The organism is Ancalomicrobiaceae bacterium S20 (assembly GCA_040269895.1).
GTDB classification, from domain to species: domain Bacteria; phylum Pseudomonadota; class Alphaproteobacteria; order Rhizobiales; family Ancalomicrobiaceae; genus Methyloraptor; species Methyloraptor flagellatus.
In genome coordinates this window covers 365,724-386,546 of the sequence record CP158568.1, presented here as the reverse complement: position 1 = coordinate 386,546, position 20,823 = coordinate 365,724, and the positions used below count along the sequence as shown (strand labels likewise).

23 protein-coding genes and 3 pseudogenes are annotated in these 20,823 nt (G+C 68.8%); 23 read left to right on the top strand and 3 right to left on the bottom strand.

The annotated features are described in order from the left end of the window. Positions 1-20: 20 nt before the first annotated feature. From ABS361_01790 to ABS361_01700, 19 genes and pseudogenes are all read left to right on the top strand, one after another. Positions 21-401, top strand: a complete 381-nt coding sequence (locus ABS361_01790; GenBank protein XBY45055.1) for a 4a-hydroxytetrahydrobiopterin dehydratase — start codon at positions 21-23, stop codon at positions 399-401. 375 nt (positions 402-776) lie between these two features. Next, positions 777-1,319, top strand: a complete 543-nt coding sequence (locus ABS361_01785; GenBank protein ID XBY45054.1) for a hypothetical protein — start codon at positions 777-779, stop codon at positions 1,317-1,319. After that, a complete protein-coding gene (locus tag ABS361_01780) occupies positions 1,286-1,867 on the top strand; it encodes a hypothetical protein (GenBank protein ID XBY45053.1) in 582 nt (193 codons plus the stop codon). The genes ABS361_01785 and ABS361_01780 overlap by 34 nt, the downstream gene beginning before the upstream one ends. Further along, entirely contained in the window at positions 1,867-3,504 is a 1,638-nt protein-coding gene (locus ABS361_01775; protein XBY45052.1) for a formylmethanofuran dehydrogenase subunit A, read from the top strand. Before ABS361_01780 ends, ABS361_01775 begins: the two co-directional genes overlap by 1 nt. Then, complete coding sequence (gene fhcD, locus ABS361_01770; protein ID XBY45051.1) at positions 3,492-4,397, top strand: formylmethanofuran--tetrahydromethanopterin N-formyltransferase; 906 nt, start codon at positions 3,492-3,494, stop codon at positions 4,395-4,397. The genes ABS361_01775 and fhcD overlap by 13 nt, the downstream gene beginning before the upstream one ends. Continuing rightward, positions 4,397-5,197, top strand: coding sequence for a formylmethanofuran dehydrogenase subunit C (locus ABS361_01765; GenBank protein XBY45050.1), 801 nt, complete (start codon positions 4,397-4,399; stop codon positions 5,195-5,197). Before fhcD ends, ABS361_01765 begins: the two co-directional genes overlap by 1 nt. Positions 5,198-5,542: 345 nt before the next feature. Further along, a complete protein-coding gene (locus ABS361_01760) occupies positions 5,543-5,749 on the top strand; it encodes a hypothetical protein (GenBank protein XBY45049.1) in 207 nt (68 codons plus the stop codon). 235 nt (positions 5,750-5,984) lie between these two features. Then, positions 5,985-6,722: pseudogene (locus tag ABS361_01755) on the top strand (hypothetical protein). Between the two features lie 202 nt (positions 6,723-6,924). Next, a complete protein-coding gene (locus tag ABS361_01750) occupies positions 6,925-7,593 on the top strand; it encodes a HAMP domain-containing sensor histidine kinase (GenBank protein XBY45048.1) in 669 nt (222 codons plus the stop codon). Continuing rightward, entirely contained in the window at positions 7,590-8,279 is a 690-nt protein-coding gene (locus ABS361_01745; protein XBY46777.1) for a response regulator transcription factor, read from the top strand. Before ABS361_01750 ends, ABS361_01745 begins: the two co-directional genes overlap by 4 nt. A 109-nt stretch (positions 8,280-8,388) precedes the next feature. Continuing rightward, positions 8,389-8,895, top strand: coding sequence for a MarR family transcriptional regulator (locus ABS361_01740; protein ID XBY45047.1), 507 nt, complete (start codon positions 8,389-8,391; stop codon positions 8,893-8,895). Between the two features lie 154 nt (positions 8,896-9,049). Further along, positions 9,050-9,466: an organic hydroperoxide resistance protein gene (locus ABS361_01735; protein XBY45046.1), complete on the top strand. Its 417-nt coding sequence runs from the start codon at positions 9,050-9,052 to the stop codon at positions 9,464-9,466. A gap of 298 nt (positions 9,467-9,764) precedes the next feature. After that, positions 9,765-9,842, top strand: coding sequence for a pyrroloquinoline quinone precursor peptide PqqA (pqqA, locus tag ABS361_01730; GenBank protein XBY46776.1), 78 nt, complete (start codon positions 9,765-9,767; stop codon positions 9,840-9,842). A 30-nt stretch (positions 9,843-9,872) separates the two neighbouring features. Continuing rightward, complete coding sequence (gene pqqB / locus ABS361_01725; GenBank protein XBY45045.1) at positions 9,873-10,787, top strand: pyrroloquinoline quinone biosynthesis protein PqqB; 915 nt, start codon at positions 9,873-9,875, stop codon at positions 10,785-10,787. Beyond that, positions 10,784-11,518, top strand: coding sequence for a pyrroloquinoline-quinone synthase PqqC (gene pqqC / locus ABS361_01720; GenBank protein ID XBY45044.1), 735 nt, complete (start codon positions 10,784-10,786; stop codon positions 11,516-11,518). Before pqqB ends, pqqC (ABS361_01720) begins: the two co-directional genes overlap by 4 nt. A gap of 105 nt (positions 11,519-11,623) precedes the next feature. Next, positions 11,624-12,701 (top strand): annotated as a pseudogene (gene pqqC / locus ABS361_01715) (pyrroloquinoline-quinone synthase PqqC). A 70-nt stretch (positions 12,702-12,771) separates the two neighbouring features. Beyond that, entirely contained in the window at positions 12,772-13,908 is a 1,137-nt protein-coding gene (pqqE, locus tag ABS361_01710) for a pyrroloquinoline quinone biosynthesis protein PqqE (GenBank protein XBY45043.1), read from the top strand. A gap of 83 nt (positions 13,909-13,991) precedes the next feature. Continuing rightward, positions 13,992-14,774, top strand: a complete 783-nt coding sequence (locus ABS361_01705) for a hypothetical protein (GenBank protein ID XBY45042.1) — start codon at positions 13,992-13,994, stop codon at positions 14,772-14,774. Between the two features lie 19 nt (positions 14,775-14,793). Beyond that, entirely contained in the window at positions 14,794-15,171 is a 378-nt protein-coding gene (locus ABS361_01700) for a hypothetical protein (protein ID XBY46775.1), read from the top strand. Positions 15,172-15,241: 70 nt separating this feature from the next. Here the strand turns inward: ABS361_01700 and ABS361_01695 are convergent, their stop codons facing one another. Further along, entirely contained in the window at positions 15,242-16,267 is a 1,026-nt protein-coding gene (locus ABS361_01695) for a quinone oxidoreductase (protein ID XBY45041.1), read from the bottom strand. Positions 16,268-16,423: 156 nt separating this feature from the next. Here ABS361_01695 and ABS361_01690 point away from each other — a divergent pair, with 156 nt between their 5' ends. Continuing rightward, on the top strand, positions 16,424-17,293 hold the full coding sequence (locus ABS361_01690) for a LysR family transcriptional regulator (protein XBY45040.1): 870 nt from the start codon (positions 16,424-16,426) through the stop codon (positions 17,291-17,293). Here the strand turns inward: ABS361_01690 and ABS361_01685 are convergent. After that, entirely contained in the window at positions 17,259-18,230 is a 972-nt protein-coding gene (locus ABS361_01685; GenBank protein XBY45039.1) for a quinoprotein dehydrogenase-associated SoxYZ-like carrier, read from the bottom strand. The genes ABS361_01690 and ABS361_01685 overlap by 35 nt on opposite strands. A gap of 94 nt (positions 18,231-18,324) precedes the next feature. Here ABS361_01685 and folP point away from each other — a divergent pair. The 3 genes and pseudogenes from folP (at position 18,325) to folK (ending at position 20,141) form a co-directional block, all read left to right on the top strand. Further along, a pseudogene (gene folP / locus ABS361_01680) lies at positions 18,325-19,191 on the top strand (dihydropteroate synthase). After that, a complete protein-coding gene (folB, locus tag ABS361_01675; protein ID XBY45038.1) occupies positions 19,188-19,586 on the top strand; it encodes a dihydroneopterin aldolase in 399 nt (132 codons plus the stop codon). The pseudogene folP and the gene folB overlap by 4 nt, the downstream one beginning before the upstream one ends. A 3-nt stretch (positions 19,587-19,589) precedes the next feature. Then, a complete protein-coding gene (gene folK, locus ABS361_01670) occupies positions 19,590-20,141 on the top strand; it encodes a 2-amino-4-hydroxy-6-hydroxymethyldihydropteridine diphosphokinase (GenBank protein ID XBY45037.1) in 552 nt (183 codons plus the stop codon). A gap of 64 nt (positions 20,142-20,205) precedes the next feature. Here the strand turns inward: folK and ABS361_01665 are convergent, their stop codons facing one another. Beyond that, on the bottom strand, positions 20,206-20,748 hold the full coding sequence (locus ABS361_01665; protein XBY45036.1) for a PQQ-dependent catabolism-associated CXXCW motif protein: 543 nt from the start codon (positions 20,746-20,748) through the stop codon (positions 20,206-20,208). Between the last annotated feature and the right edge of the window lie 75 nt (positions 20,749-20,823).

Below are 20,823 nucleotides of genomic sequence, written 5' to 3'. Positions count from 1 at the left end.
GCGGAGGGGAGAGCGCAACGATGAGCGAGACGCCGAAGGAAAAGGTCTATTCGCCCGAGGAGATCGAGGCCCGTCTGGCGGCGGAATTGCCGACCTGGCGGCTGGAGGACGGCTGGATCCGCCGGACCTACCGCACGCACAGCTGGAAAGGCACGCTGATGGTGATCAATACCGTCGGCCACCTCGCCGAAGCGGCCTGGCACCATCCCGACCTCACCGCGTCCTATGCCTGGGTCGAGGTCCGGCTGATGAACCACCACGCCAAGGGCATCACCGACAAGGATTTCGCCCTCGCCCGCAAGATCGAGGAGGTCGTGATGTGGCAGCCCGGCAAGGAGGGACAGGGCCTCGAGGGCACGCCCGAGAAGGATCTGCGCTTCGCCTATGTCCGCTACGACTGACCGGTGACGCTGACCAGCGGCGCCTGATTCGCAACGGCCTCGGCGGGCGCCGCGCCGTGCCTGCCGCGCGGACCGATCGACGCGCGGCGTTCTCACGAAAATCTCATGCTGGACCTGCGGCGCGTTGTCCCGTCATGGCCGCGCTCGCGCTGCCCGCCCGGACCGACAGAGGATCGGCCCGACCGCGGCGCATCGACGAAAAGCCGGTTTTGTTTCAAGGCGATCGGCCGCCGAAGCCGCCCGCATGCTGCGACCGCACAATGGGAGTACGACCGCAGCACGCGTGCAGGCGCCCGATTTACCTTACGGCTCCGAGACTTGCGCGAGCCGGGGCCGGGTGACATTCTCGCTCCGATAAAGACAATGGGAGGAAGCGTGTCGGCGTTCATCGACACTCGGCCGAGCGACATCGCCGCGGCCATCGACCGTGCCGCGCAACTGCTGGCGGCCGCGCGGCTGCCGCTCGTTGCCGGTCTCGGGACTGACGTGGACGGCGTCCGCGCCGCCCTGCGGCTCGCCGCGACCGCCGGCGCCGCGATCGACCACGCCGCCGCATCCCACCTCGACGTCGACCTCCGGGTCCTCGCCGACGCCGGCGCGATGACGACCACCCCGGCCGAGGCGCGCCACCGCGCCGACCTCGTTGTGCTGGTCGGCGCCCATGCGGTCGCCGCTGCCCGTGATGCCCGCGTGTTCGAGGCCGGCGATCTCTATCCCTGGCGGGGCGACCGCCACGTGCTCGCCGTCGGCGTGCCGGTCGAGGCACTCGCCGGCTTCCCGGCCGAGGGCCTGTCGCAGCTCGGCGTCTTGCCGTCGAACGCGACCAAGCTGCTCGGCCTCGCCCGCGCCCGGCTCGCCGGTCGCGCCGTCGCCCCGGCCTGCCGATGGCCGAGGTCGATGCCGCGGTCGAACGCCTGAAGGCGGCGCATTATGTCGTGGTGATCTACGACGGCGCCGAGCTCGGCGCGCTGGGCGCGGAGCTGGTGCAAGGTCTGGTCAAGGACCTGAACCTCGTCACCCGCGCGACGACGCTGCCTGCGCCGGGGCCCTATCAGGGCCGCGCCGCAAACCTCGTCTCGGCCTGGACCACCGGCGGCCCACTGCGCGTCGGCTTCGGCCGCGGCTATCCGGCCTTCGATCCCTGGGCCTACGACGCCGACCGGCTGGTCGCCTCCGGCGAGGCCGATGCCGTGGTCTGGGTCGCGCCGCTCGGCCCCGACCTGCCTGCGTGGGAAGGCCGCCGCCCGACCGTGGCACTGGTCGCACCGGGCACCGCCGTTGACGCCGATGTCGTGATCGAGGTCGGCGTGCCGGGCGTCCATCACGGCGCTTCGATCGTGGACGACCTGCGCGACGGCTTCGCCTGGATCGAGCCGAGCGCACCCGCCGATCTGCCGACCGCCGCCGCCGTCCTCGACGGCATCGCCGCGCGGCTCGCGCCGCACCGCCGTGGAGGACACGCCTGATGCTGACCAGGCTGAAGGGCGGCCGCGTCGTCGACCCGGAACAGAATCTCGACGCCGTCGCCGACGTCTACATCCGCGACGGCCGGATCGTCGCCGCGCCGGCCGAACACGAGACGGTCGACGAGACCATCGACGTCTCCGGCAAGATCGTCATGGCCGGCGCCATCGACATCCACTCCCACATCGCCGGCGGCAACGTCGCGCTGTCGCGCCTGCTCCTGCCGGAGCTGCACGTCAACGAAGCGCCCTCGCCCGAGGAACTGCCCTTCGCGACCGCGCGCTGGTCGACATGGGAAACCGGTCGGCTCTATGCCGAGATGGGCTTCACCACCGTGATCGAGCCGGCGCTGCCGCCCGGCCACGCGCTGCAGACCCATCTCGAGCTCGCCGATATCCCGGTCATCGACAAGGGCGCGCTGTCGGTCGTCGGCAACGACGATCACCTCTTGACCCTGCTGCGCTCGCAGGAGAGCGCCACCGCCGTGCGCGACAGCGTCGCCTATGCCTTGGCGAACTCGCGCGGGCTCGGCATCAAGGTCGTCAACGCCGGCGGCGCGGCCTCGTTCAAGAGCAACGTCCGCACCTTCGATCTCGACGACGTCGTGCCGCACTACGGCGTGACCTCGCGCAAGATCATCACCTCGATCATGGACGCGGCCGAGACGCTCGGCGTGCCACATCCGGTGCATCTGCACTGCTCGAACCTCGGCGTGCCCGGCGCGGTCGAAACAGTCGAGAAGACCATCGCGGCCGCGGAAGGCCGGCGGCTGCACCTCGCCCACATCCAGTTCTATTCCTATCTCGCCCACGAGGCCGGCCTGTTCCGCTCGGGCGCGGCCGAGATCGCGGCGGCGGTGGCGGCGAACCCGAACATCACCGTCGACGTCGGTCAGGTCATGTTCGGGCCGACGGTCACGATCTCGCTCGACGTGATCAAGCAGTATTCGGGCGCGACCTACGCGAGCCCGAAGAAATGGGCGCTGGTCGACGGCGATGCGGAAGGCGGCGGCGTCGTGCCGATCCCTTACAAGCAGAAGAGCTGGGTCAATCAGCTGCAGTGGGCGATCGGCATGGAGCTGTTCCTGCTCTCGCCCGATCCGTGGCGTGTGCTGATGACCACCGACCATCCGAACGGCGGCCCGTTCACCTCCTATCCGAAGATCCTGCATCTGCTCATGGACGCCGGTGAGCGCCGGGCCTGGGTCGAGGCGATGCCCGAGGAGGCGAAGAACCGCTCCAACGTCGCAGCGCTCGACCGCGAATACTCGATGACCGAGGTCGCGATCATGACCCGCGCCGCGCCGGCCCGGCTTCTCGGTCTGAACGACCGTGGCCACCTGAAGCCCGGCGCGGTCGCCGACGTCGCGATCTACGACGACCTCGCCGATCGCACGGCGATGTTCTCCGCGGCGCGGCTGGTGCTCAAGGACGGCCAGCCGGTCGTCCGCGACGGCCGCTGCCTCGGCTGGCGCCAGAGCCGCACCCACGTGCTCGCCCCTGGCTACGACGCGCAGATGGACCGCGCGATGGAAACCTATATCGCCGACCGCTTCGGCGTGCCGCGCTCCGCCTTCGCGGTGCCGGCCCGCGCCTTCGGCGAACGCGACATCTTCAAGGTCGAACCATGCGCGAACTGAGCCTCAACGGCGTCCGGATCGACGACACTTTCGCCGAGGCCTTCGACATGGCCGCGACGGGTGTGGTCATCACCGCGCCGAACGAAAAATGGGCCGACATCGCCGCCCGCACCATGACCGGCTTCGCCACCTCGGTGATCGCCTGCGGCTGCGAGGCGGCGATCGACCATTATCTCACTCCCGACGAGACGCCCGACGGGCGTCCCGGCGTGCGCGTGCTGATCTTCGGCTTCGATGGCGGCGGGCTGGAGACCCAGCTCCGCAACCGCGTCGGCCAATGCGTGCTGACCAGCCCGGGTTCGGCCTGTTTCTCCGGCATCGAGGGCGGCAAGCGCCTGAAGCTCGGCGCGACGCTGCGCTACTTCGGCGACGGCAACCAGATCTCCAAGAAGCTCGGCCCCACGCGCTACTGGCGCGTGCCGGTCATGGACGGCGAGTTCCTGGTCGAGCACACGACCGGCCTCGCGGAAGGCGCGATCGGCGGCGGAAACGTGCTGATCCTCGGCCGCAGCCATGCCGAAGTGCTGGCCGCGGCGGAGGCGGCGGCCGAAGCCGCCTCGACCGTGCGCGACGTGATCCTGCCGTTCCCCGGTGGCATCGTGCGCTCCGGCTCGAAGGTCGGCTCGAAATACGCCGGCATGATCGCCTCGACCAACAACGCGTTCTGCCCGAACCTGCGCGGCGATCCGGGCTCCGAACTCGATCCGGACACCGAATGCGTGCTCGAGCTGGTCATGGACGGGCTTTCCTTCGACGCGATCAAGGAATCGATGCGCCGGGCGCTGCACGCCGCCGCGAGTTTCGGTCCCGAGAACGGCATCACCCGCCTGTCGGCCGGCAATTATGGCGGCAATCTCGGCCGCCATCACTTCCACCTGAAGGATCTCCTCTGATGGCCCTGACCTTTCGCCTCAAGGCGCAAGTGCCCGAGCGCCTCGATCTTTCGGGCCTGACCCCGGTCGCACTGGCGGGCAAGTCGCTCGGCGAGATCGCCGCGCTCGTTATCGGCACGACCCGGCTCGCGCCGAGTGTCGGCGACCTGTTCGACGTCTCGGGCACACCAGACGACACGATCCGCTTCGAAGGTGGCTCCGAGCGCTTCGACGGCATCGGCACAAAGCTCGCCGGCGGCACGATCGTCGTCGAAGGCGATGCCGGCGCGCGGCTCGGCACCGGCATGAAATCCGGCACCATCAGCGTCGCCGGTTCCGTCGGCCCGCATGCGGCGACGGCCATGACCGGCGGCCGTATCGAGATCGGCGGCGATGCCGGCGATTTCCTCGGTGGCGCGATCCATGGCGCCATGGCCGGTCAGCAGGGCGGCTTCGTGCTGGTGCGCGGCCGGATCGGCGACCGCGCCGGCGACCGCATGAAGCGCGGCACCATCGTTTCGCTGACCGGTGTCGGCGCCGACGTGGGCAGCCGCATGAGCGGCGGCACGATCATCGCGCCGGTCTCCGGCCCGCGTCCCGGCACGCTGATGAAGCGCGGCACGCTGATCCTCGCCGAACCGGGCGAACTGGCGCCGACCTTCGTCGACACCGGCTCCTGGGCGGCGACCTTCGCGATGCTGCTGAAGCGCTGGATCGCCGCCGAGGCGCCCGACGCCGCCCATCTGATCCCGCTGCGCGCCCGCCGCTACCGCGGCGACATGGCCGCGGTCGGCAAGAGCGAACTGCTCGTCGGCGCCTGAGCCGCCGCCGAGCAGCCATGCCGGCTCAGCCGTCGATTATGCGGTCCAAGACCGGCGGCGCCGGTTTCGGGGCCGCGCCGCTGCCATTCCCGGCCAGCACCGCGTCAGCACATGATTTGGGCAGCAACGACCGTCCGCGCTCATAAATCAGTCATCCAATGCTGCGCCGCACAAATTGCCATTCGGCAGACAAATGGCCGTTTTCCTAACCATTGATCCGCTCGCATGTTTTTGCCGCCGTGTGCGGAACCGCATTCGTTGGCACGCGATTTGAAATGTCAGACCCATAAAACTGGGGGACGCGCATTCAGGGGGACTTCCGCAACCCGAGCAGGAAGCGATCCCATGGAACTGGTGCTGATGATCTGTCTGATGACCGCGCCGGGCGATTGCCGCGACGAACATCTGACCCTGAGCATGGAAGCGATGACGCCGCAGCAATGCATGCTGGGCGCCCAGCCGGCGATGGCCGAGTGGTCGGCGGCGCATCCCAAATATTCGATCGTGCGCTGGAAGTGCGGTCAGCCGCGCCTTGAGGGCACGCGAATCTGATCAGCCGACCGCCTTGGCGCGGCAACGCGTGAAGGCCCGGCCAAGTGACGCCCCCGACCGCCCCCGCGGGGTCGCGACCTCGGCCGTCGTCGAGCACCGGTCCGCCGAGATTGCGCGGCGCGCGCCGCGACGCCGCGTCCGGATTTCATTCTCGGCGCGAATTTGGCACCTTGCCCGTTCGGCATCGCCGCGGTCTCGCCGGGACCGCCGGCCGATCGCCCGACCGGGACGGTTCATGAAATTCTCCTTCCGCTCCATCGCCTTCCGCGTCGCGGCCGCGGCGACCACCGCCGCCCTCGCCATCCTCGTCGGCGCCGGTGCCGTGGTCTGGTCGTTCCAGCTCGCCGATCGCCAGATCGAAGGCGCGCTCGCCGCCCAGCATCGGCTCGATCTCCTGAGCGCGGTGTCCGCGCAGGTCGCCGACTACGCTCTGGTCGCGCTCGACAACGCCGGGCGGCTCAATCCCGGCAATCAGGATCTTCGGCTGATCGAATCCCGGCGCAACGTGATGGCGGCCTTCACCGCCGTCGAAACGGCGCTCGCGATGGCGGTCGAGAACGCCGGCTCCGAGACCCAGAAGACGTTCACGGCCAACAAGGCGCGTCTCGTGGCGCGGCTCAAGGCCGGTTTCGAAGTGCTCGACCAGCAGATAGGCGCCCGCTTTGCCGATCCGAAGGGCGCGACCGCGGACGAGATCCGCGGCGCGCTCAACGGCTTCGGCGCGACCTTCGGCCCGACCCTGTCCTCGACCATGGACGACGAACGCCGCACCGCCGGCCGCATCCAGGACGAGATGCGCGCGCTCGGCCGCACCATGACGATGGCCGCCATGGCGGCGGTGGGGATCGCGCTCGTCTTCGCGGCCCTGTTCTACCGTGCGCTCGCGCGCCCCCTGCTGACCCGCATCGCCGCGATCGGCGAGACCGCCGCGGCCCTCGGCCGTGGCGAATGGCAGGCACGCGTCGGCATCTCCGGCCGCGACGAGCTGAGCCTCGCCATGGCGACCTTCAATCGGATGGCGGCACGGCTGCAGCGGCGCGAGGACCGCGTCGCCGCCGACCGCGCCCGACTGGAGCAGACGGTCGCCGAACGGACCGCCGACCTGCGCGAGGCGAACCAGCGCCTCGCCGACGTGGACGCCGCGCCGCCGCTTCTTCACCGATGTCAGCCACGAATTGCGCACGCGGCTGACCGTGGTGCTCGGCGAGTGCGATCTGGCGCTGCGCCGCGAGATGGCCGAACCGACGCGCGAGGCGCTCTGCACGATCCGGGTCCGCACCCAGCGCCTGCATCGCAAGGTCGAGGACCTGCTGCGGGTGGCTCGCTCAGAGTCGGGCGAGATCGATATCGAGCTCGAGCCGGTCGAGGTCGAGCGGCTGATCGCCGACACGGTCGAAGACACCGGCGCGCTCGCCCGCCGCGCCGGTCTCAGGCTCGAAACGGCCGTCGACACGGACGGTTTGACCGCGCTCGCGGATCCGGATTGGATGCGTCAGGTGCTCGAGGGCCTGGTGGCCAACGCCGTGCGACACTCTCCCGCAGGGGGGCGGATCGCATTGAAAGCCTTCGCAGACGGCGACGATGCGGTATTGATGGTCGAAGACGAGGGAAGTGGAATCGCGGCCGCGGATCTGCCGCACCTGTTCGAACGATTCTATCGCGGCGCCGGGGCGACCGGCGGATCGGGCTTCGGCATCGGGCTCGCACTCGCGAAATGGGTCGTCGAACGGCACGACGGCAATATCGCGATCGCGAGCCGGCTCGAAGCCGATCCCGCGGGGCCCCGCGGCACCACGGTGACGATCCGGTTGCCGGCACTGGAAAGGACCGATCACACGCTATGACGATCATGGTTGTCGAGGACGATCCGGACATCGGCTCCCTGCTCCGCCGCGGGCTCGGCGAGGAAGGTTACGAGGTCAGCGTGGTGGAGAGCGGCGGCGCGGCCCTGCACGAGGCGCGGCGGCTCGCGCCGCAGGCCGTGATCCTGGACGTCATGCTGCCCGACCAGACCGGCGTCGACGTCTGCAGGGCGCTGCGCGCCGAAGGCTTCTCGATGCCGATCGTGATGCTGAGCGCCAAGGCCGCGATCGGCGATCGCGCAGAAGGCCTCGCCGCCGGCGCCGACGATTACGTGGTCAAGCCCTTCGCCTTCGACGAACTGGTAGCGCGGCTGAAGACCCACATGCTGCGCCGGGCCGAGATGCCGCAGGCCGCGCGCTATGTCACCGCCGGCCCGATGAGCCTCGATCTCGAGACCCGCGTCGCCCGGCTCGGCGAGGCGGAAACGCGCTTCACCGAACGCGAATGCGCGCTGCTCGTGCTGCTCATGCGCGCCGCCGGCAGGCCGATCGCACGCGGCGACATTTTCGACGCGCTGTGGGCCGACCAGGGCGGCGCCTCGCTCAATGTCGTCGACGTCTATGTCGGCTATCTGCGCCACAAGCTCGGCGAACTGACGCCCGGCGGTCAGCAGCTGATCGTCACGGTTCGCGGGCGCGGCTTCATGTTCCGCCCGCCCGAGAGCTGAACAGCCGTCACGCCCACGGCCACGATCGCGCGAGGGCGACGGCTTTCCTCTCGCGCGACCTCATTCGCATCCCATATGATCGTGCACGATCGATGCGAGCGAGCCCGTCATGCCGACCTCCGAGCCCCCTTCTCCCGCCTCTCCCGCAGCCGCGCCGGCCAAGACCGGCCGCGCGCCGGTCCTGCCGCCGGTCGCCCGTGTCGACGACCAGCTCTGCTTTGCGCTCTACGGCGCGCTGCAGGCGATGACCCGCACCTACAAGCCCCTGCTCGAGCCCCATGGTCTGACCTATCCGCAATACCTGGTCATGCTGGTGCTTTGGGAGGTGGGCGAGGCCTCGGTGCGCGAGATCGGCGCGCGGCTCAACCTCGATTCCGGCACGCTGACCCCGCTCTTGAAGCGCCTGGAAGCGGCCGGCTACGTGACCCGGCGCCGGTCGAGTACCGACGAACGGGTCGTGCTGGTCACGCCGACGCCGCGCGGCGCGGCGCTCCAGAACGACCTCGCGGACGTCATGCGCTGCATCGGCACCGCCAGCGGCCTTCCGGTCGGCGATCTGGTTGCGTTGCGCGAGCGGCTGAAGATCCTCAAGCGAAACCTCGACGGCGCAACCTGACCCGTCGCCGCTTCCGCGCCTCGATCGCAGAGATCACGTCCGCGTGATCGTTGCCGTCGGCACTGGCGCACGCCTCTGATTTCGGCTATTTCAATTGCGCACAATTTAATTGCCTCAAATCTACATGAGGCAACGACCCCAGAGGAGCAACACCATGCAGGTTCTCTATTCCGCTCATGCGTCCGCCACCGGTGGCCGCGACGGCCGTGCCAAGAGCGACGACGGCGTGCTCGACATCCAGCTCACGGTTCCGAAGGAACTCGGCGGCAACGGCGCCACCGGCACCAACCCGGAGCAGCTCTTCGCCGCCGGCTATTCGGCCTGCTTCCTCGGCGCGATGAAGTTCGTCGCCGGCAAGGCGAAGGTTTCGGTGCCCGCGGACGCCCAGGTCTCCGCCACCGTCGGCATCGGCCAGATCCCGGCCGGCTTCGGCATCACGGTCGCCCTCGACGTGTCCTTGCCGGGCCTCGACCGCGCCACGGCAGAAAACCTGGTCGCCGAGGCTCACAAGGTCTGCCCTTACTCCAATGCGACGCGCAACAATATTGACGTGAACATTCGCGTCCTTTGATCGTTCACCTCAAACATGACAGGGCCGTTTGCTTGAATTGCCGCACCGCAACAAAGCAAACGGCCTTTTCTATGAAAATTATAAGAAATCTTGTGAACTCTATATGATCAATTCGGCTCGCCAGAGCGTGACTGACCTTTGTTTATTAGGATTGTCTTATCGTTTTGTCGTTGACGGCTACTTAGGTCTTCGTCATCCTCCCATAGCAATCGATTGAAAAGCCGGTTGCCAAGGTTCCGACGAACGCGGCTCGGGCGGCGGGCGGATCGGGACCGAACCCCTGAACGGAGGAAAAACCATGCGCTGGAACAAGCCCACTGTCGTGGAAATGTGCGTCGGCCTCGAGATCAACGGCTACTTCCCGCCGGAGTATTGATTTCGTTGACGATCACGTGAGCGCGAGCCGATGACGGCGTCATCCCTTCGCGCGATCGTGCTCGGTTCGGCAGCCGGTGGCGGAGTTCCGCAATGGAACTGCCGCTGCCGCGTCTGCCGGCTGGCCTGGGAAGGTGGCGGCAAGGTCCGCCCCCGCACCCAGTCGAGTGTTGCAGTCTCCGCAGACGGCGAGCGCTGGCTTCTCCTCAACGCCTCGCCCGATATCCGCCAACAGATCTGGGCCACCCCGGCGCTGCACCCGCAGGCCGGCTTGCGCCATTCCCCGATCGCGGCGGTCCTCGTGACGAACGGCGATGTCGACCACGTGACGGGCCTGCTCGGCCTTCGCGAACGCCAGCCCTTTGTCGTCTACGGCACGACCGAAACCCTCGCGACGATCGCGGACAACAAGATCTTCCAGGTGATGGCCGAGGACTGTGTCGAGCGGTCCCGCATCGAACTCGGCCGCCCGTTCGAGCCCTTGCCGGGGCTCGAGGTCGAACTGTTTTCGGTGCCCGGCAAGGTGCCGCTCTGGCTCGAACAGGGCGTCGTCGATGTCGGCGAGGAAGGCGAGAAGACCGTCGGCGTGACGATCCGCGCCGGGGGCAAGCGCCTCGTCTATATCCCCGGCTGCGCCCGGCCGACGACGGAAGTACTCGCACGCCTGGACGGGGCGGACGCGTTCTTCTTCGACGGCACGCTCTATGACGACGACGAGATGATCCGCGAGGGTCTCGGCACCAAGACCGGCGGCCGCATGGGCCACATGCCGATCTCGGGCGAGACCGGCACCATCGCCGCGCTCGCCGGCGTGGCGAGCCGCCGGCGGATCTTCATCCATATCAACAATTCGAACCCCGTCCTGATCGAAGGCTCGCCCGAACGCCGGGCGACGGAGGAGGCCGGATGGGAGATCGCCTTCGACGGAATGGAGGTATCTCTATGACGACTCTCATGTCTCCCGACGAGTTGGAAGCCGCGCTGCGGAAAGTGGGCGCCGAGCGCTATCACAACCTGCACCCGTTTCATCACCTGCTGCACGGCGGCAAGCTGAACAAGGGCCAGGTCCAGGCCTGGGCGCTGAACCGCTACTGCTACCAGTCGATCATTCCGCAGAAGGACGCCGCGCTGATGGCGCGCTGCGAGGATCGCGAGCTGCGCCGCGAATGGCTGCACCGCATCACCGATCACGACGGCTACGGCGAGGATCTGGGCGGCATCGAGCGCTGGCTCGTGCTGACCGACGGTCTCGGCCTCGACCGCGACTATGTGATGTCGAAGCGCGGCGCGCTCGCGACCTCGCGCTTCGCGACCGAGGCCTACCGGCACTTCGTCGCCGAGAAGACGCTGCTCGAGGCGGTCGCCTCGTCGCTGACCGAACTGTTCGCGCCCGGCATCCACAAGGAGCGCATCTCGGGCATGCTCGAGCATTACGACTTCATCGACGAGAAGGTGATCGCCTATTTCAAGCGCCGGCTCGACCAGGCGCCCAAGGATGCCGATTTCGCCCTCGAATACGTCAAGAAGAACGCCAAGACGCCCGAGCAGCAGCAACAGGTGATCGCGGCACTGACCTTCAAGACCGACGTGCTCTGGGCCCAGCTCGATGCACTCTACTTCGCCTACGTCGATCCGGGCTTCATCCCGCCAGGGGCGTTCCGGCCGACGGGCAAGTGAGCGGATACGCTCGATCGTCGGCGCACGACCGGGAACGGCCTGCGGGCCGCCGGCAATGAATGGTAAGGTCGCGGGATCGGACCCGACACCCGCGACCCGGAGGACATGATGGCGCGACTTCTCTCTCCCGACGACCTCGAGGCCGAGCTTCGGCAGGTCGCCGCGCGCCGCTACTATTCGAGCCACCCGTTCCACCGGCTGCTCAACACCGGCAAGCTGACCCGCGGCCAGGTCCAGGCCTGGGCGCTCAATCGCTACTACTATCAGGCGATGCTGCCGGTGAAGGATGCCGCGGTGCTCGCCCGGCTCGCCGATCCGGCCGACCGCCGCGCCTGGCGCCAGCGCATCCTCGACCAGGACGGCGACAAGGAAGGCGACGGTGGTCTCGCCCGCTGGCTGAAGCTGACCGACGGCCTGGGTCTCGATCGTGACTATGTGGTCTCGCTGGAAGGCGTCCTGCCGGCCGTGCGCTTCGCGGTCGACGCCTATGTGCACTTCGTCAAGGAGCGCACGGTGCTGGAGGCCGTCGCCTCGTCGCTGACCGAACTGTTCTCGCCGACCATCGCCTCGGAACGACTGTCCGGCATGCTGGCTAACTACTCCTTCGTCTCGCGCGAGACGCTCGACTATTTCGACAAGCGCCTGTCGGTCGGCCGCCGCGACGCCGCCTTCGCACTCAAATACGTGCAGCGTCACGCGACCGAGCCCTCGGGGCAGGACGCGGTGATCGCGGCGGTGAAATACAAATGCGCCGTGCTGTGGTCGCAGCTCGACGCGCTCTACTACGCCTATGTGAACCCCTGCATGCCCCCGCCGGGCGTGTTCGAGCCGAAGGAATGACGCGATCATGAGCGCCGACCCGACCGCCGCGCCCGCCTCCTCGCCCTCGGAAACACAGGCAGGCGCCGCCCCGACACACGGCTTCACGCGCCCGAAACTGCCGCGTGGCGTGCGCCTGCGTTACGACGAGGTGCGCTCGACCTGGATGATGCTGGCGCCCGAGCGCGCGTTCCGGATCGACGAGACCGCGGCCGAGATCCTGAAGCTCTGTGACGGCAGTCGCGACTTCGCGCAGATCGTCGGCGCGGTCGCCGAGAAATACGCCGAGGATCCGAACACCATCGCCGCCGACATCGCCGAGATGCTGAAGGATCTCGTCGCCAAGCGCGTGCTGGAGCCCTGAGGCGCGCCCGCGCCGGCCGATGACCGGCGCCGCCCCTCCAAGCCCGGCCGCCAACCCTGAAGAGGATGCCATGAACGCGATCACGCCGCCGCCGATCGTCCCCGCGCCCGCGCCGCTCGGCATCCTGGCCGAGTTGACGCATCGCTGCCCGCTCAAGTGTCCCTATTGCTCGAACCCGATGGAGCTCGACCGCCGCTCCGTCGAGCTCGATACCGAGACCTGGAAGCGCGTGCTCTCCGAGGCGACCGCGCTCGGCTGCCTGCAGACCCATCTCTCGGGCGGCGAGCCGACGGCGCGCCGCGACATCGTCGAGCTGACCCGCCACTGCGCCGACATCGGCCTCTACTCGAACCTGATCACCTCGGGCGTGGGCGTGACGGAGAAGCTCGTCAACGAACTCGCCGACGCCGGCCTCGACCACGTGCAGCTGTCGCTGCAGGGTGCCGATGTCGACACCAACGACAAGGTCGCCGGCTATCGCGGCGCCTTCGCACGCAAGATGGAGGTCGCCCGGCTGGTCGCGGCGACCGGCATGCCGCTGACCATCAATGCGGTGATCCACCGCGCCAACATCCATCAGGTCGCGCGGCTGATCGAGCTCTCGGTCGAGATGGGCGCCAAGCGGCTCGAGGTGGCACACACCCAGTATTACGGCTGGGCCTACGCCAACCGCGCCGCCTTGATGCCGGCAAAGCCGGAGGTCGATGCCGCGATCGCCATCGTCGAGGACGCGCGCAAGCGTCTCGAAGGCGTGCTGGTCATCGACATGGTGATCCCGGACTACTATGCGAAATACCCGAAGCCCTGCACCGGCGGCTGGGGCCGGCGCTCGCTCAACGTGACGCCGTCGGGCAAGGTTCTGCCCTGCCATGCGGCCGAGACGATCCCGAACCTCGAGTTCTGGAACGTCAAGGATCACAGCCTCGGCGACATCTGGTATCGGAGCCCGGCCTTCAACGCCTATCGCGGCACCGACTGGATGCCGGACCTGTGCAAGAGCTGCGACCGGCGCGAGATCGATTGGGGCGGCTGCCGCTGCCAGGCGCTGGCCATGGCGGCCGATGCCGGCGCGACCGATCCGGCCTGCCACAAATCGCCGCATCACGACCGGATGGTGGCCCTGGCCGAGGCGGAATCGGTCACTGCCACACCGCCGCCCTATCGATATCGCGAGATGGGCGCTACGGTACGCGAACCGGCCGAATGAGCCGGTCGCGCGCGCCCTGGAGACGACCGGCTCCGGGACGGGGAAAAGACAGCCAATAAGAAGCCGGTCGGGAGGAAATCGCGTTGCGTCTCATGGTCCCGCTCGTAGCAGCGGCGGTCGCCGGCTCGCTGTCGGCCGCCTCGCTCGTCGTTCCGGCCCTCGCCCAGACCGTTCGTGCCCAGACCGTTCTCGCCCAGGCCGTTCTTGCCCAGACGACCACGGCGCCCGCCACGCCGGCTGCGGCCAGCCCGGCGTCCGCGCAGGCCGACGTCGGCGAATTGCTGTTCGAAGCCAAGCACTTCAAGAACACCGCGCCCGACGCGAAGATCCGCTACACGTTCCGGCGCGAGGCCGCAGATCCGGCCAAGCTGATGCCGTCCTTCTCCGACGAGATCGACTTCAGGCTCGAGCCCGGCTCGACCCCGGACAATCGCAACGTTATCGTCACGCTGTTCAAGGGCGAGAACCACCGCCCCGCCGGCCCGTTCGACGACGTGTCGTTCAACCCGATCGCGATCCTCACGCTCGAGTTCGACGTCGGCAACCTGTCGAAGCTGCTGCACGCCAACCCGCGCTATTTGAAGAACGCGATGCGCAAGGCCATGCGCGAGAACCCGACGATCACCCCGATCAAGATCAAGCTCGCCGGCAAGGACGTCGACGCGACCCAGATCCTGATCAAACCCTTCGCCGACGATCGCGACAATCGCGACCGACTCGGCCCGTTCCTGAACACGACCTACACATTCGTGATCTCGGACGCGGTGCCGGGCTCGATCTATTCGATCAAGATCGACACGCCGGACACCTCGAAGCCGGACGCCAAGCCCGTGCTGCTCGAAGAGCTGAAGTATGCGGAGAACTGAGATGCGCGTTTCCGATCGTATGATCCGCTCGCTGCGCCTCCTCGCCCTCGGTGCCGGTCTCACGGCGGCGACCGCCGGTGCGGCCTTCGCGCAAGGGGCGGCCGGCGGCGCGGCGAGCGCCAACGACTATCCGACCGACGTTCGCGCCGACTATGTGTTCGGCTGCATGGCCGTCAACGGCGAGACCCGCGACGCGCTCTCGCGCTGTTCGTGCTCGGTCGACGTGGTCGCCTCGATCCTGCCTTACGAGAAGTACGAAAGGGCGCAGACCATCCTGATGATGCGCCAGGGCGTCGGCCAGACCGCCAACACCTTCCGCTCGACGCCGATGTTCGACGACATGGTCGCCGACCTCCGCCGCGCCCAGGCCGAAGCGGAGATGCGCTGCTTCCCCTGAGCGCGGTTGACAAGGCCCGCCCCGAACACCGTCGCCGGTCGGAGCCCGACCGGCGTACACGTCGTTAGCCTCAGGGCAGCAGGATCACGCTGCCGACGGTCCGGCCCGCCTCCAGATCGGCATGGGCCCGCGCGGCCTCCGCGAGCGGATAGCGCGCCCCGATCTCCGCCATGATGCCTTCGGCCATCGCGGCGAGCAGGTCCGCCGACGCCCGACGATAGGTCGCCTCGTCCGCCGCATAGGCCATGACACTCGGACGCGCGAGCGACAGCGACCGCATCGGTCCGATCTCCTCGACCCGGATCGGCGGGATCGGCCCCGCCGCCTGCCCGACGCTCGCCACCGTGCCGAATTTCCGGACGGCGTCGAAGGTCCTGAGCAGCGTCGCGCCGCCGATGCCGTCGATGGCATAGTCCGCGCCCAGACCATTCGTCGCCGCCCGCACCGCGGTCGCGAAATCGGCATCCCGACCGACGACGACCTGGTCCGCACCCAGACCGCGCGCGATCTCCGCCTTGGCCTCGGAGCCGACCGTGCCGATCACCGTCGCGCCGAGCCGCTTCGCCCAGCGCACCAGCACCGCGCCGAGGCCGCCGGCCGCCGCATGGACGAGCAGGACCGTGCCAGGCCCGACGGAACAAGTCCGCGTCAGCAGCATGTGCGCGGTCAGTCCCTTCAGCCACAGCGCGGCCGCAGCCTCCGCCGACACCGCGTCGGGCAGCCGCACGGCACGCCACGCCGGCAACAGGCGTCGGGTCGCGTAGCCGCCGACCGCGCCGCCGTAGACGACCCGATCGCCGATCGCGACAGTCGTCACATCCGCGCCGACGGCTTCGACCACGCCCGCACCTTCGACGCCGATGACGGCCGGCATCGGCAAGGCATAGAGGCCTGCGCGGTGATAGACGTCGATGAAGTTCACCCCGATCGAGTCCTGCCGGAGCAGGATTTCGCCCGGGCCGGGCGCGGCGACCGTGGCCGGTCCGATTTCGAACACCGACGGATCGCCGAAGCGCGCGATCCGAACCTCGAGGCCGGCGCCGATCGCGGGCGCGGGCGCGGGCGCGGGCGCGGCAGTCATACGCTCTTCCGACATGATCATCTCCTCAGGACTTAAGCCCGCTGCGCAGGCAGGGGGCCGCGCGTGGGCCGCCGAGCGGGGGCTCGGGCGCGGCGACGGGAGGGACAATCGCTCTGGACCTATACCGAGAAAATTCCCTATAAATCGGCATCACTTGTGAGATTTTGCACAATGCCAGATTGGGAGAACATCCGGCATCTGGCCGCCCTCGCCGCTGGCGGCTCGCTTTCGGCCGCCGCCCGCGCGCTCGGCGTCGATCACGCGACCGTCGCGCGCCGGGTCGCGGCGCTGGAGCAGGAGCTTTCGCTAAAGCTGATCGACCGGCGCGGCCGTCGGATCGCGCTGACGGCCGAGGGAGAGCGGATCGCCGGCCTCGCCGGCGCGATGGAGGCGGCGGCGCGCGGCATGGAGCGCATCGCAGCCGGCGCCTCGGGCGAATTGAGCGGCGAGGTGACGATCAGCGCCCCGCCGGCCCTCGCCGCGGCGATGCTCACGGCGCCGCTCGCGGCACTCGGGCGCGAACACCCGGCGCTGACGATCCGCCTGATCGGCGAAACCAGGACCATTTCGCTCGATCGCCGCGAGGCCGATCTGGCGGTGCGGCTGACCCGGCCGGTCGTCGGCGACCTGACCGTCACGCGCCTCGGCGCAATGCCGTTCCGGTTCTATGCCTCGCCAGACTATCTCGCCCGCACACCGGCCGAAGCCTGGCGCTTCGTCGGCCGCGACGATCACTCGGCGCAGCAACGCCATATCGAGACGGTCGCCGCCGGTCGCCCGATCGGCTTCGTCGGCTCGACCTCGGAGATCCACCGGGCCGCCGCTCTCGCCGGCGCCGGCCTCGCGCTCGTGCCCGATTTCCTGATCGACGACACGACCGGCCTCGTCGCGGTCGAGACCGGCGCGCCGCCCTTCGCGCTCGACATCTGGCTGGTCGTCCACACCGATCTGAAGACGGCCGCGCGCATCCGTGTCGTCATGGATCGCCTGCGCGCGGCCTTCGCCGTCAGCTCGCCGGCTTCGGCTCGAACGTGCCCTTGAACTCGCGGTTCTCGGTGTCGATCGCCTTGACCTCGTAGGGTCCGGCGCCACCCGGCGCGACGGTGAAGCGGATGGTCGGGTCCTCGCTGATCGAGATGCCGCCCTGCATGGACATCACCGTCTTGTCGCCCTGGCGGACTTCCAGATCGCGCACGAACCAGGCCGGAATGAACAGATGCGTCACCGGATCGGACTGCAGACCCGAATTGTTCGGGTGGCGCAGCTGCACCTGCGCCTCGCGGCGGCCGTCCTTGTCGAAGGTCGCCATCCGCATCTTGCCGACATTGGCCGCGGCTTCCTCCGGATCCTTGCCGGCCGGCGCCGAGCAGCCGCCGGACGCCTTCACGAAGGCCTTGGTCATGTAGAGCTTGCCGTCGCTCGCCTCGGCAACCGCACGGACATAGGAATAGCTGTTGACACGCACGCGGGTCGACAGACCGACCGTCTTGCGTCCTTCGCCGAAGCGGAACGTCGCGACCACCGGCGACGGGTTCTCATCGACGATCACAGTCACGGCTTTGATCGTACGCCCATCCGCGAGACCCGCCTCGAAGCCGATCGGCACGATCGCGGCGTCTTCGGCGCGATAGGGAGCGTCGAGCTTGATCACACCGGCGCCGTCCTCGATCGTGCGCGAGCCGAACACGTCCGGCTTAAGCGAGGCCCACGTCGCCTCGTCTTCCGCCGCATGGGCGGGCAGCGACGTGACAGGCAGGACCAAGGCGGTCGTGGCTGCGAACAGGGCGGCGAGCCCCAGGAACTGGCGGCGATCGAACTGGCGGCGATGGAACCGGCGGCGATCGAGGCGGCTGCAATTGATCATGGCCATTTCACTCCCGGAATTCTTTTGCCGACATATTACGCTTTTTCTTGCCGCCAGGGGATTCCCGTTTCGGTGATCCACCTGCGGCAGAAGTGCGGCCGTGGACTGCGGCATCGCGGGTCTGTCGACGCGCCCCCGGACGGGGTATAGCCTCCACGGGATCATACCGACGCACCGGCGCAGCCGCGCGTCCGCGCGCAGGCAGAGGATCGAACCAGAATGGCGACGGGCACGCCCGACACTCAGGCCGGAGCCGGCGCAGCCTCCATCGCGGCCCTGCCGGCGATCGGCGCCCGCACGCTGGTCATGGGCATCCTCAACATGACGCCCGACAGCTTCTCCGACGGCGGCCGTTTCAACGCGCTTCGAGGCCGCGCTCGGCCACGCCGCCGAGATGGTCGCCGAGGGCGCCGACATCCTCGACGTCGGCGGCGAGTCGACGAGGCCCGGCTCGAGCGAGGTCTCGGCCGAGGAGGAGATCGCCCGCGTCGTGCCGGTGATCGAGCGGCTGGCGAAACAGACCGCGACGCCGATCTCGATCGACACCTACAAGGCCGCGACCGCGCGCCGCGCGCTCGAAGCCGGAGCCAAAATCGTCAACGACGTCTGGGGTCTGCAGCGCGAACCCGACATCGCGCGGGTCGCCGCCGATTTCGGCGCGCCGGTCGTCGTCATGCACAATCGCACCGAGGTCGTGCCCGAGCTCGACATCCTCGCCGACATGACCGCCTTCTTCGAGCGCTCGGCCGAGATCGCCACGCGCGCCGGCATTCCGCGCGACCACATCATCGTCGATCCCGGCATCGGCTTCGGCAAGACGATCGAGCAGAACCTGACCGCGCTCAAGGTGACCCCCGACTTGAAGAAACTCGGCTTCCGCGTGCTGATCGGAACCTCGCGGAAGTCGCTGATCGGTCGCCTGCTCGACCGCGGCCCGAACGAGCGCCTGTTCGGCACCATCGCCTCCAACGTCGTGACGGTGACGCTCGGCGCCGACATCGTCCGCGTCCACGACGTACTCGCCCATGTCGAAGCCGTGCGCGTCGCCGACGCGATCCTGAGAGGCCGCCCGTGACCGACCGCATCCTGCTGACCCGCATCGCGACCTATGCCTATCATGGCGTGTTTCCCGAGGAGGAGAAGCTCGGCCAGCGCTTCTACATCTCGCTCGACTGCCGGCTCGACCTGAAGCCGGCCGGCACGACCGACGAATGGGAGCGCACCGTCTCCTACGACCAGCTCGCCGACATCGTCGTGAAAGCCTCGACCGACAAGCGCTTCCACCTGATCGAGGCGCTGGCCGAGACCATCGCAGCCGAGATCCTGGCGCGCTTCCCGGCGATCGAGCAGGTGATCGTGCGGGTCGACAAGCCGGCGGCGCCGATCCCGACCGTTCTCGACGGCATCGCCATCGAGATCGATCGCCGCCGCGCGCCGCCTGGACTTGCGGACGCCGGGCACGGGGCCTGAACCATGGCGCGCGCCTATCTCGGCCTCGGCGGCAACATCGGCGACGTCCGCGCGACCCTGCGCGAGGCGCTGGCACGACTCGACACCAGCGGCGCGCGGGTGATCGCCCGCTCGGCCGACTACGAGACCCCGCCCTGGGGCAAGCTCGACCAGCCCGCCTTCGTCAACCTCTGCGCCATCGTCGAGACCGAGCTCGATCCGGAGGCATTGCTGGCGCTCTGTCTGAAGGTCGAGGCCGATCTCGGCCGCCGCCGGCTGGAGAAATGGGGCCCGCGCGTCATCGACATCGACGTGCTCGCCTATGAGGATACCGCCGCGCCCGGCGCCGACGCCCCGCCCGAGGGCGCCCGGCCGGCTCCTACCCAGCCGGCTCCTGCCCAGCCGGTCCTGACCCTGGCCAGCCCGACCCTGACCATCCCGCACCCCTACATGCTGGAGCGCGCCTTCGTGCTTCTGCCGCTCGCCGAGATCGCTCCGGATCTGGTCATCCGCGGCACCCGCGTCGCCGATGCCGCGGCCGCGATGGGGCATGAAGGGATCGTGCGGCTGGATTGAGCGCGGGCGCAGGCTGTCAGAACGCCGGCAACAGCATGAACAAGAACAACCGGCCGACTGCCTCTCAGGGCGCCGGCTCGACCGGCGCCAGCGGCCAGTTGAACTCCGCCCAGCCGTCGGTGCCCTCCGGATACCAGACGACGGAGGTGTAGCCGTAGGTCAGCGCGCGCTTGGCAGCGTTCCAGGACATCCAGCAGTCGCGCAGGCAGTAGAACACCAGAGTGCGGCTCTTGTCTCCGCCGGAGGCCTGTTCGAGGCCCTTGCGGAAATAGGCCTCGGTCTCGGGCGCGAGGCCACCGTAGCCGACATTCGGCAGCCAGATGCTCTTCGGAATGTCGCTGCGCGGCTTATCCCGCCAGACGGTGCCCGCCGGCAGGTTGGCCGGCTTCGGCGGCCGCGGCAACACGTCGATGAAGGCCGCCTTGCCCTCGCTCCACAGCGCATAGGCCGCGTCGGTATCGACCACCCGCGCGCCCGAGAGCGTCGCCGGCGTCGGCGATCGGTAATCATCCATCCGATAGCCGGCCGGCTCGTCGATCGGATGCGTCTCCGCGGCACGACCCGCGGTCGTGATCCCGCCGCCGAAGAGGACCGCGAGGCCGATCATCGCGGCCGCGACGGGATGCAAGGCCCTGCGGAGGGGGTCCCGGTACCGGCACGCCCCGGTCGTTCGCGTTCTGGT

What these genes read in the sequence shown, in the direction of transcription:
- ABS361_01665 (XBY45036.1), bottom strand. Translation starts at nt 20,748, where the DNA reads ATGATCGGCCTCGCGGTCCTCTTCGGCGGCGGGATCACGACCGCGGGT.
- pqqE (XBY45043.1), top strand. Translation starts at nt 12,772, where the DNA reads ATGAACGCGATCACGCCGCCGCCGATCGTCCCCGCGCCCGCGCCGCTC.
- ABS361_01700 (XBY46775.1), top strand. Translation starts at nt 14,794, where the DNA reads ATGATCCGCTCGCTGCGCCTCCTCGCCCTCGGTGCCGGTCTCACGGCG.
- folK (XBY45037.1), top strand. Translation starts at nt 19,590, where the DNA reads ATGGCGCGCGCCTATCTCGGCCTCGGCGGCAACATCGGCGACGTCCGC.
- ABS361_01790 (XBY45055.1), top strand. Translation starts at nt 21, where the DNA reads ATGAGCGAGACGCCGAAGGAAAAGGTCTATTCGCCCGAGGAGATCGAG.
- ABS361_01685 (XBY45039.1), bottom strand. Translation starts at nt 18,230, where the DNA reads ATGCCGCAGTCCACGGCCGCACTTCTGCCGCAGGTGGATCACCGAAAC.
- pqqB (XBY45045.1), top strand. Translation starts at nt 9,873, where the DNA reads ATGACGGCGTCATCCCTTCGCGCGATCGTGCTCGGTTCGGCAGCCGGT.
- fhcD (XBY45051.1), top strand. Translation starts at nt 3,492, where the DNA reads ATGCGCGAACTGAGCCTCAACGGCGTCCGGATCGACGACACTTTCGCC.
- ABS361_01775 (XBY45052.1), top strand. Translation starts at nt 1,867, where the DNA reads ATGCTGACCAGGCTGAAGGGCGGCCGCGTCGTCGACCCGGAACAGAAT.
- ABS361_01760 (XBY45049.1), top strand. Translation starts at nt 5,543, where the DNA reads ATGGAACTGGTGCTGATGATCTGTCTGATGACCGCGCCGGGCGATTGC.
- pqqA (XBY46776.1), top strand. Translation starts at nt 9,765, where the DNA reads ATGCGCTGGAACAAGCCCACTGTCGTGGAAATGTGCGTCGGCCTCGAG.
- ABS361_01735 (XBY45046.1), top strand. Translation starts at nt 9,050, where the DNA reads ATGCAGGTTCTCTATTCCGCTCATGCGTCCGCCACCGGTGGCCGCGAC.
- ABS361_01780 (XBY45053.1), top strand. Translation starts at nt 1,286, where the DNA reads ATGGCCGAGGTCGATGCCGCGGTCGAACGCCTGAAGGCGGCGCATTAT.
- ABS361_01740 (XBY45047.1), top strand. Translation starts at nt 8,389, where the DNA reads ATGCCGACCTCCGAGCCCCCTTCTCCCGCCTCTCCCGCAGCCGCGCCG.
- ABS361_01690 (XBY45040.1), top strand. Translation starts at nt 16,424, where the DNA reads ATGCCAGATTGGGAGAACATCCGGCATCTGGCCGCCCTCGCCGCTGGC.
- ABS361_01695 (XBY45041.1), bottom strand. Translation starts at nt 16,267, where the DNA reads ATGTCGGAAGAGCGTATGACTGCCGCGCCCGCGCCCGCGCCCGCGCCC.
- pqqC (XBY45044.1), top strand. Translation starts at nt 10,784, where the DNA reads ATGACGACTCTCATGTCTCCCGACGAGTTGGAAGCCGCGCTGCGGAAA.
- ABS361_01745 (XBY46777.1), top strand. Translation starts at nt 7,590, where the DNA reads ATGACGATCATGGTTGTCGAGGACGATCCGGACATCGGCTCCCTGCTC.
- ABS361_01765 (XBY45050.1), top strand. Translation starts at nt 4,397, where the DNA reads ATGGCCCTGACCTTTCGCCTCAAGGCGCAAGTGCCCGAGCGCCTCGAT.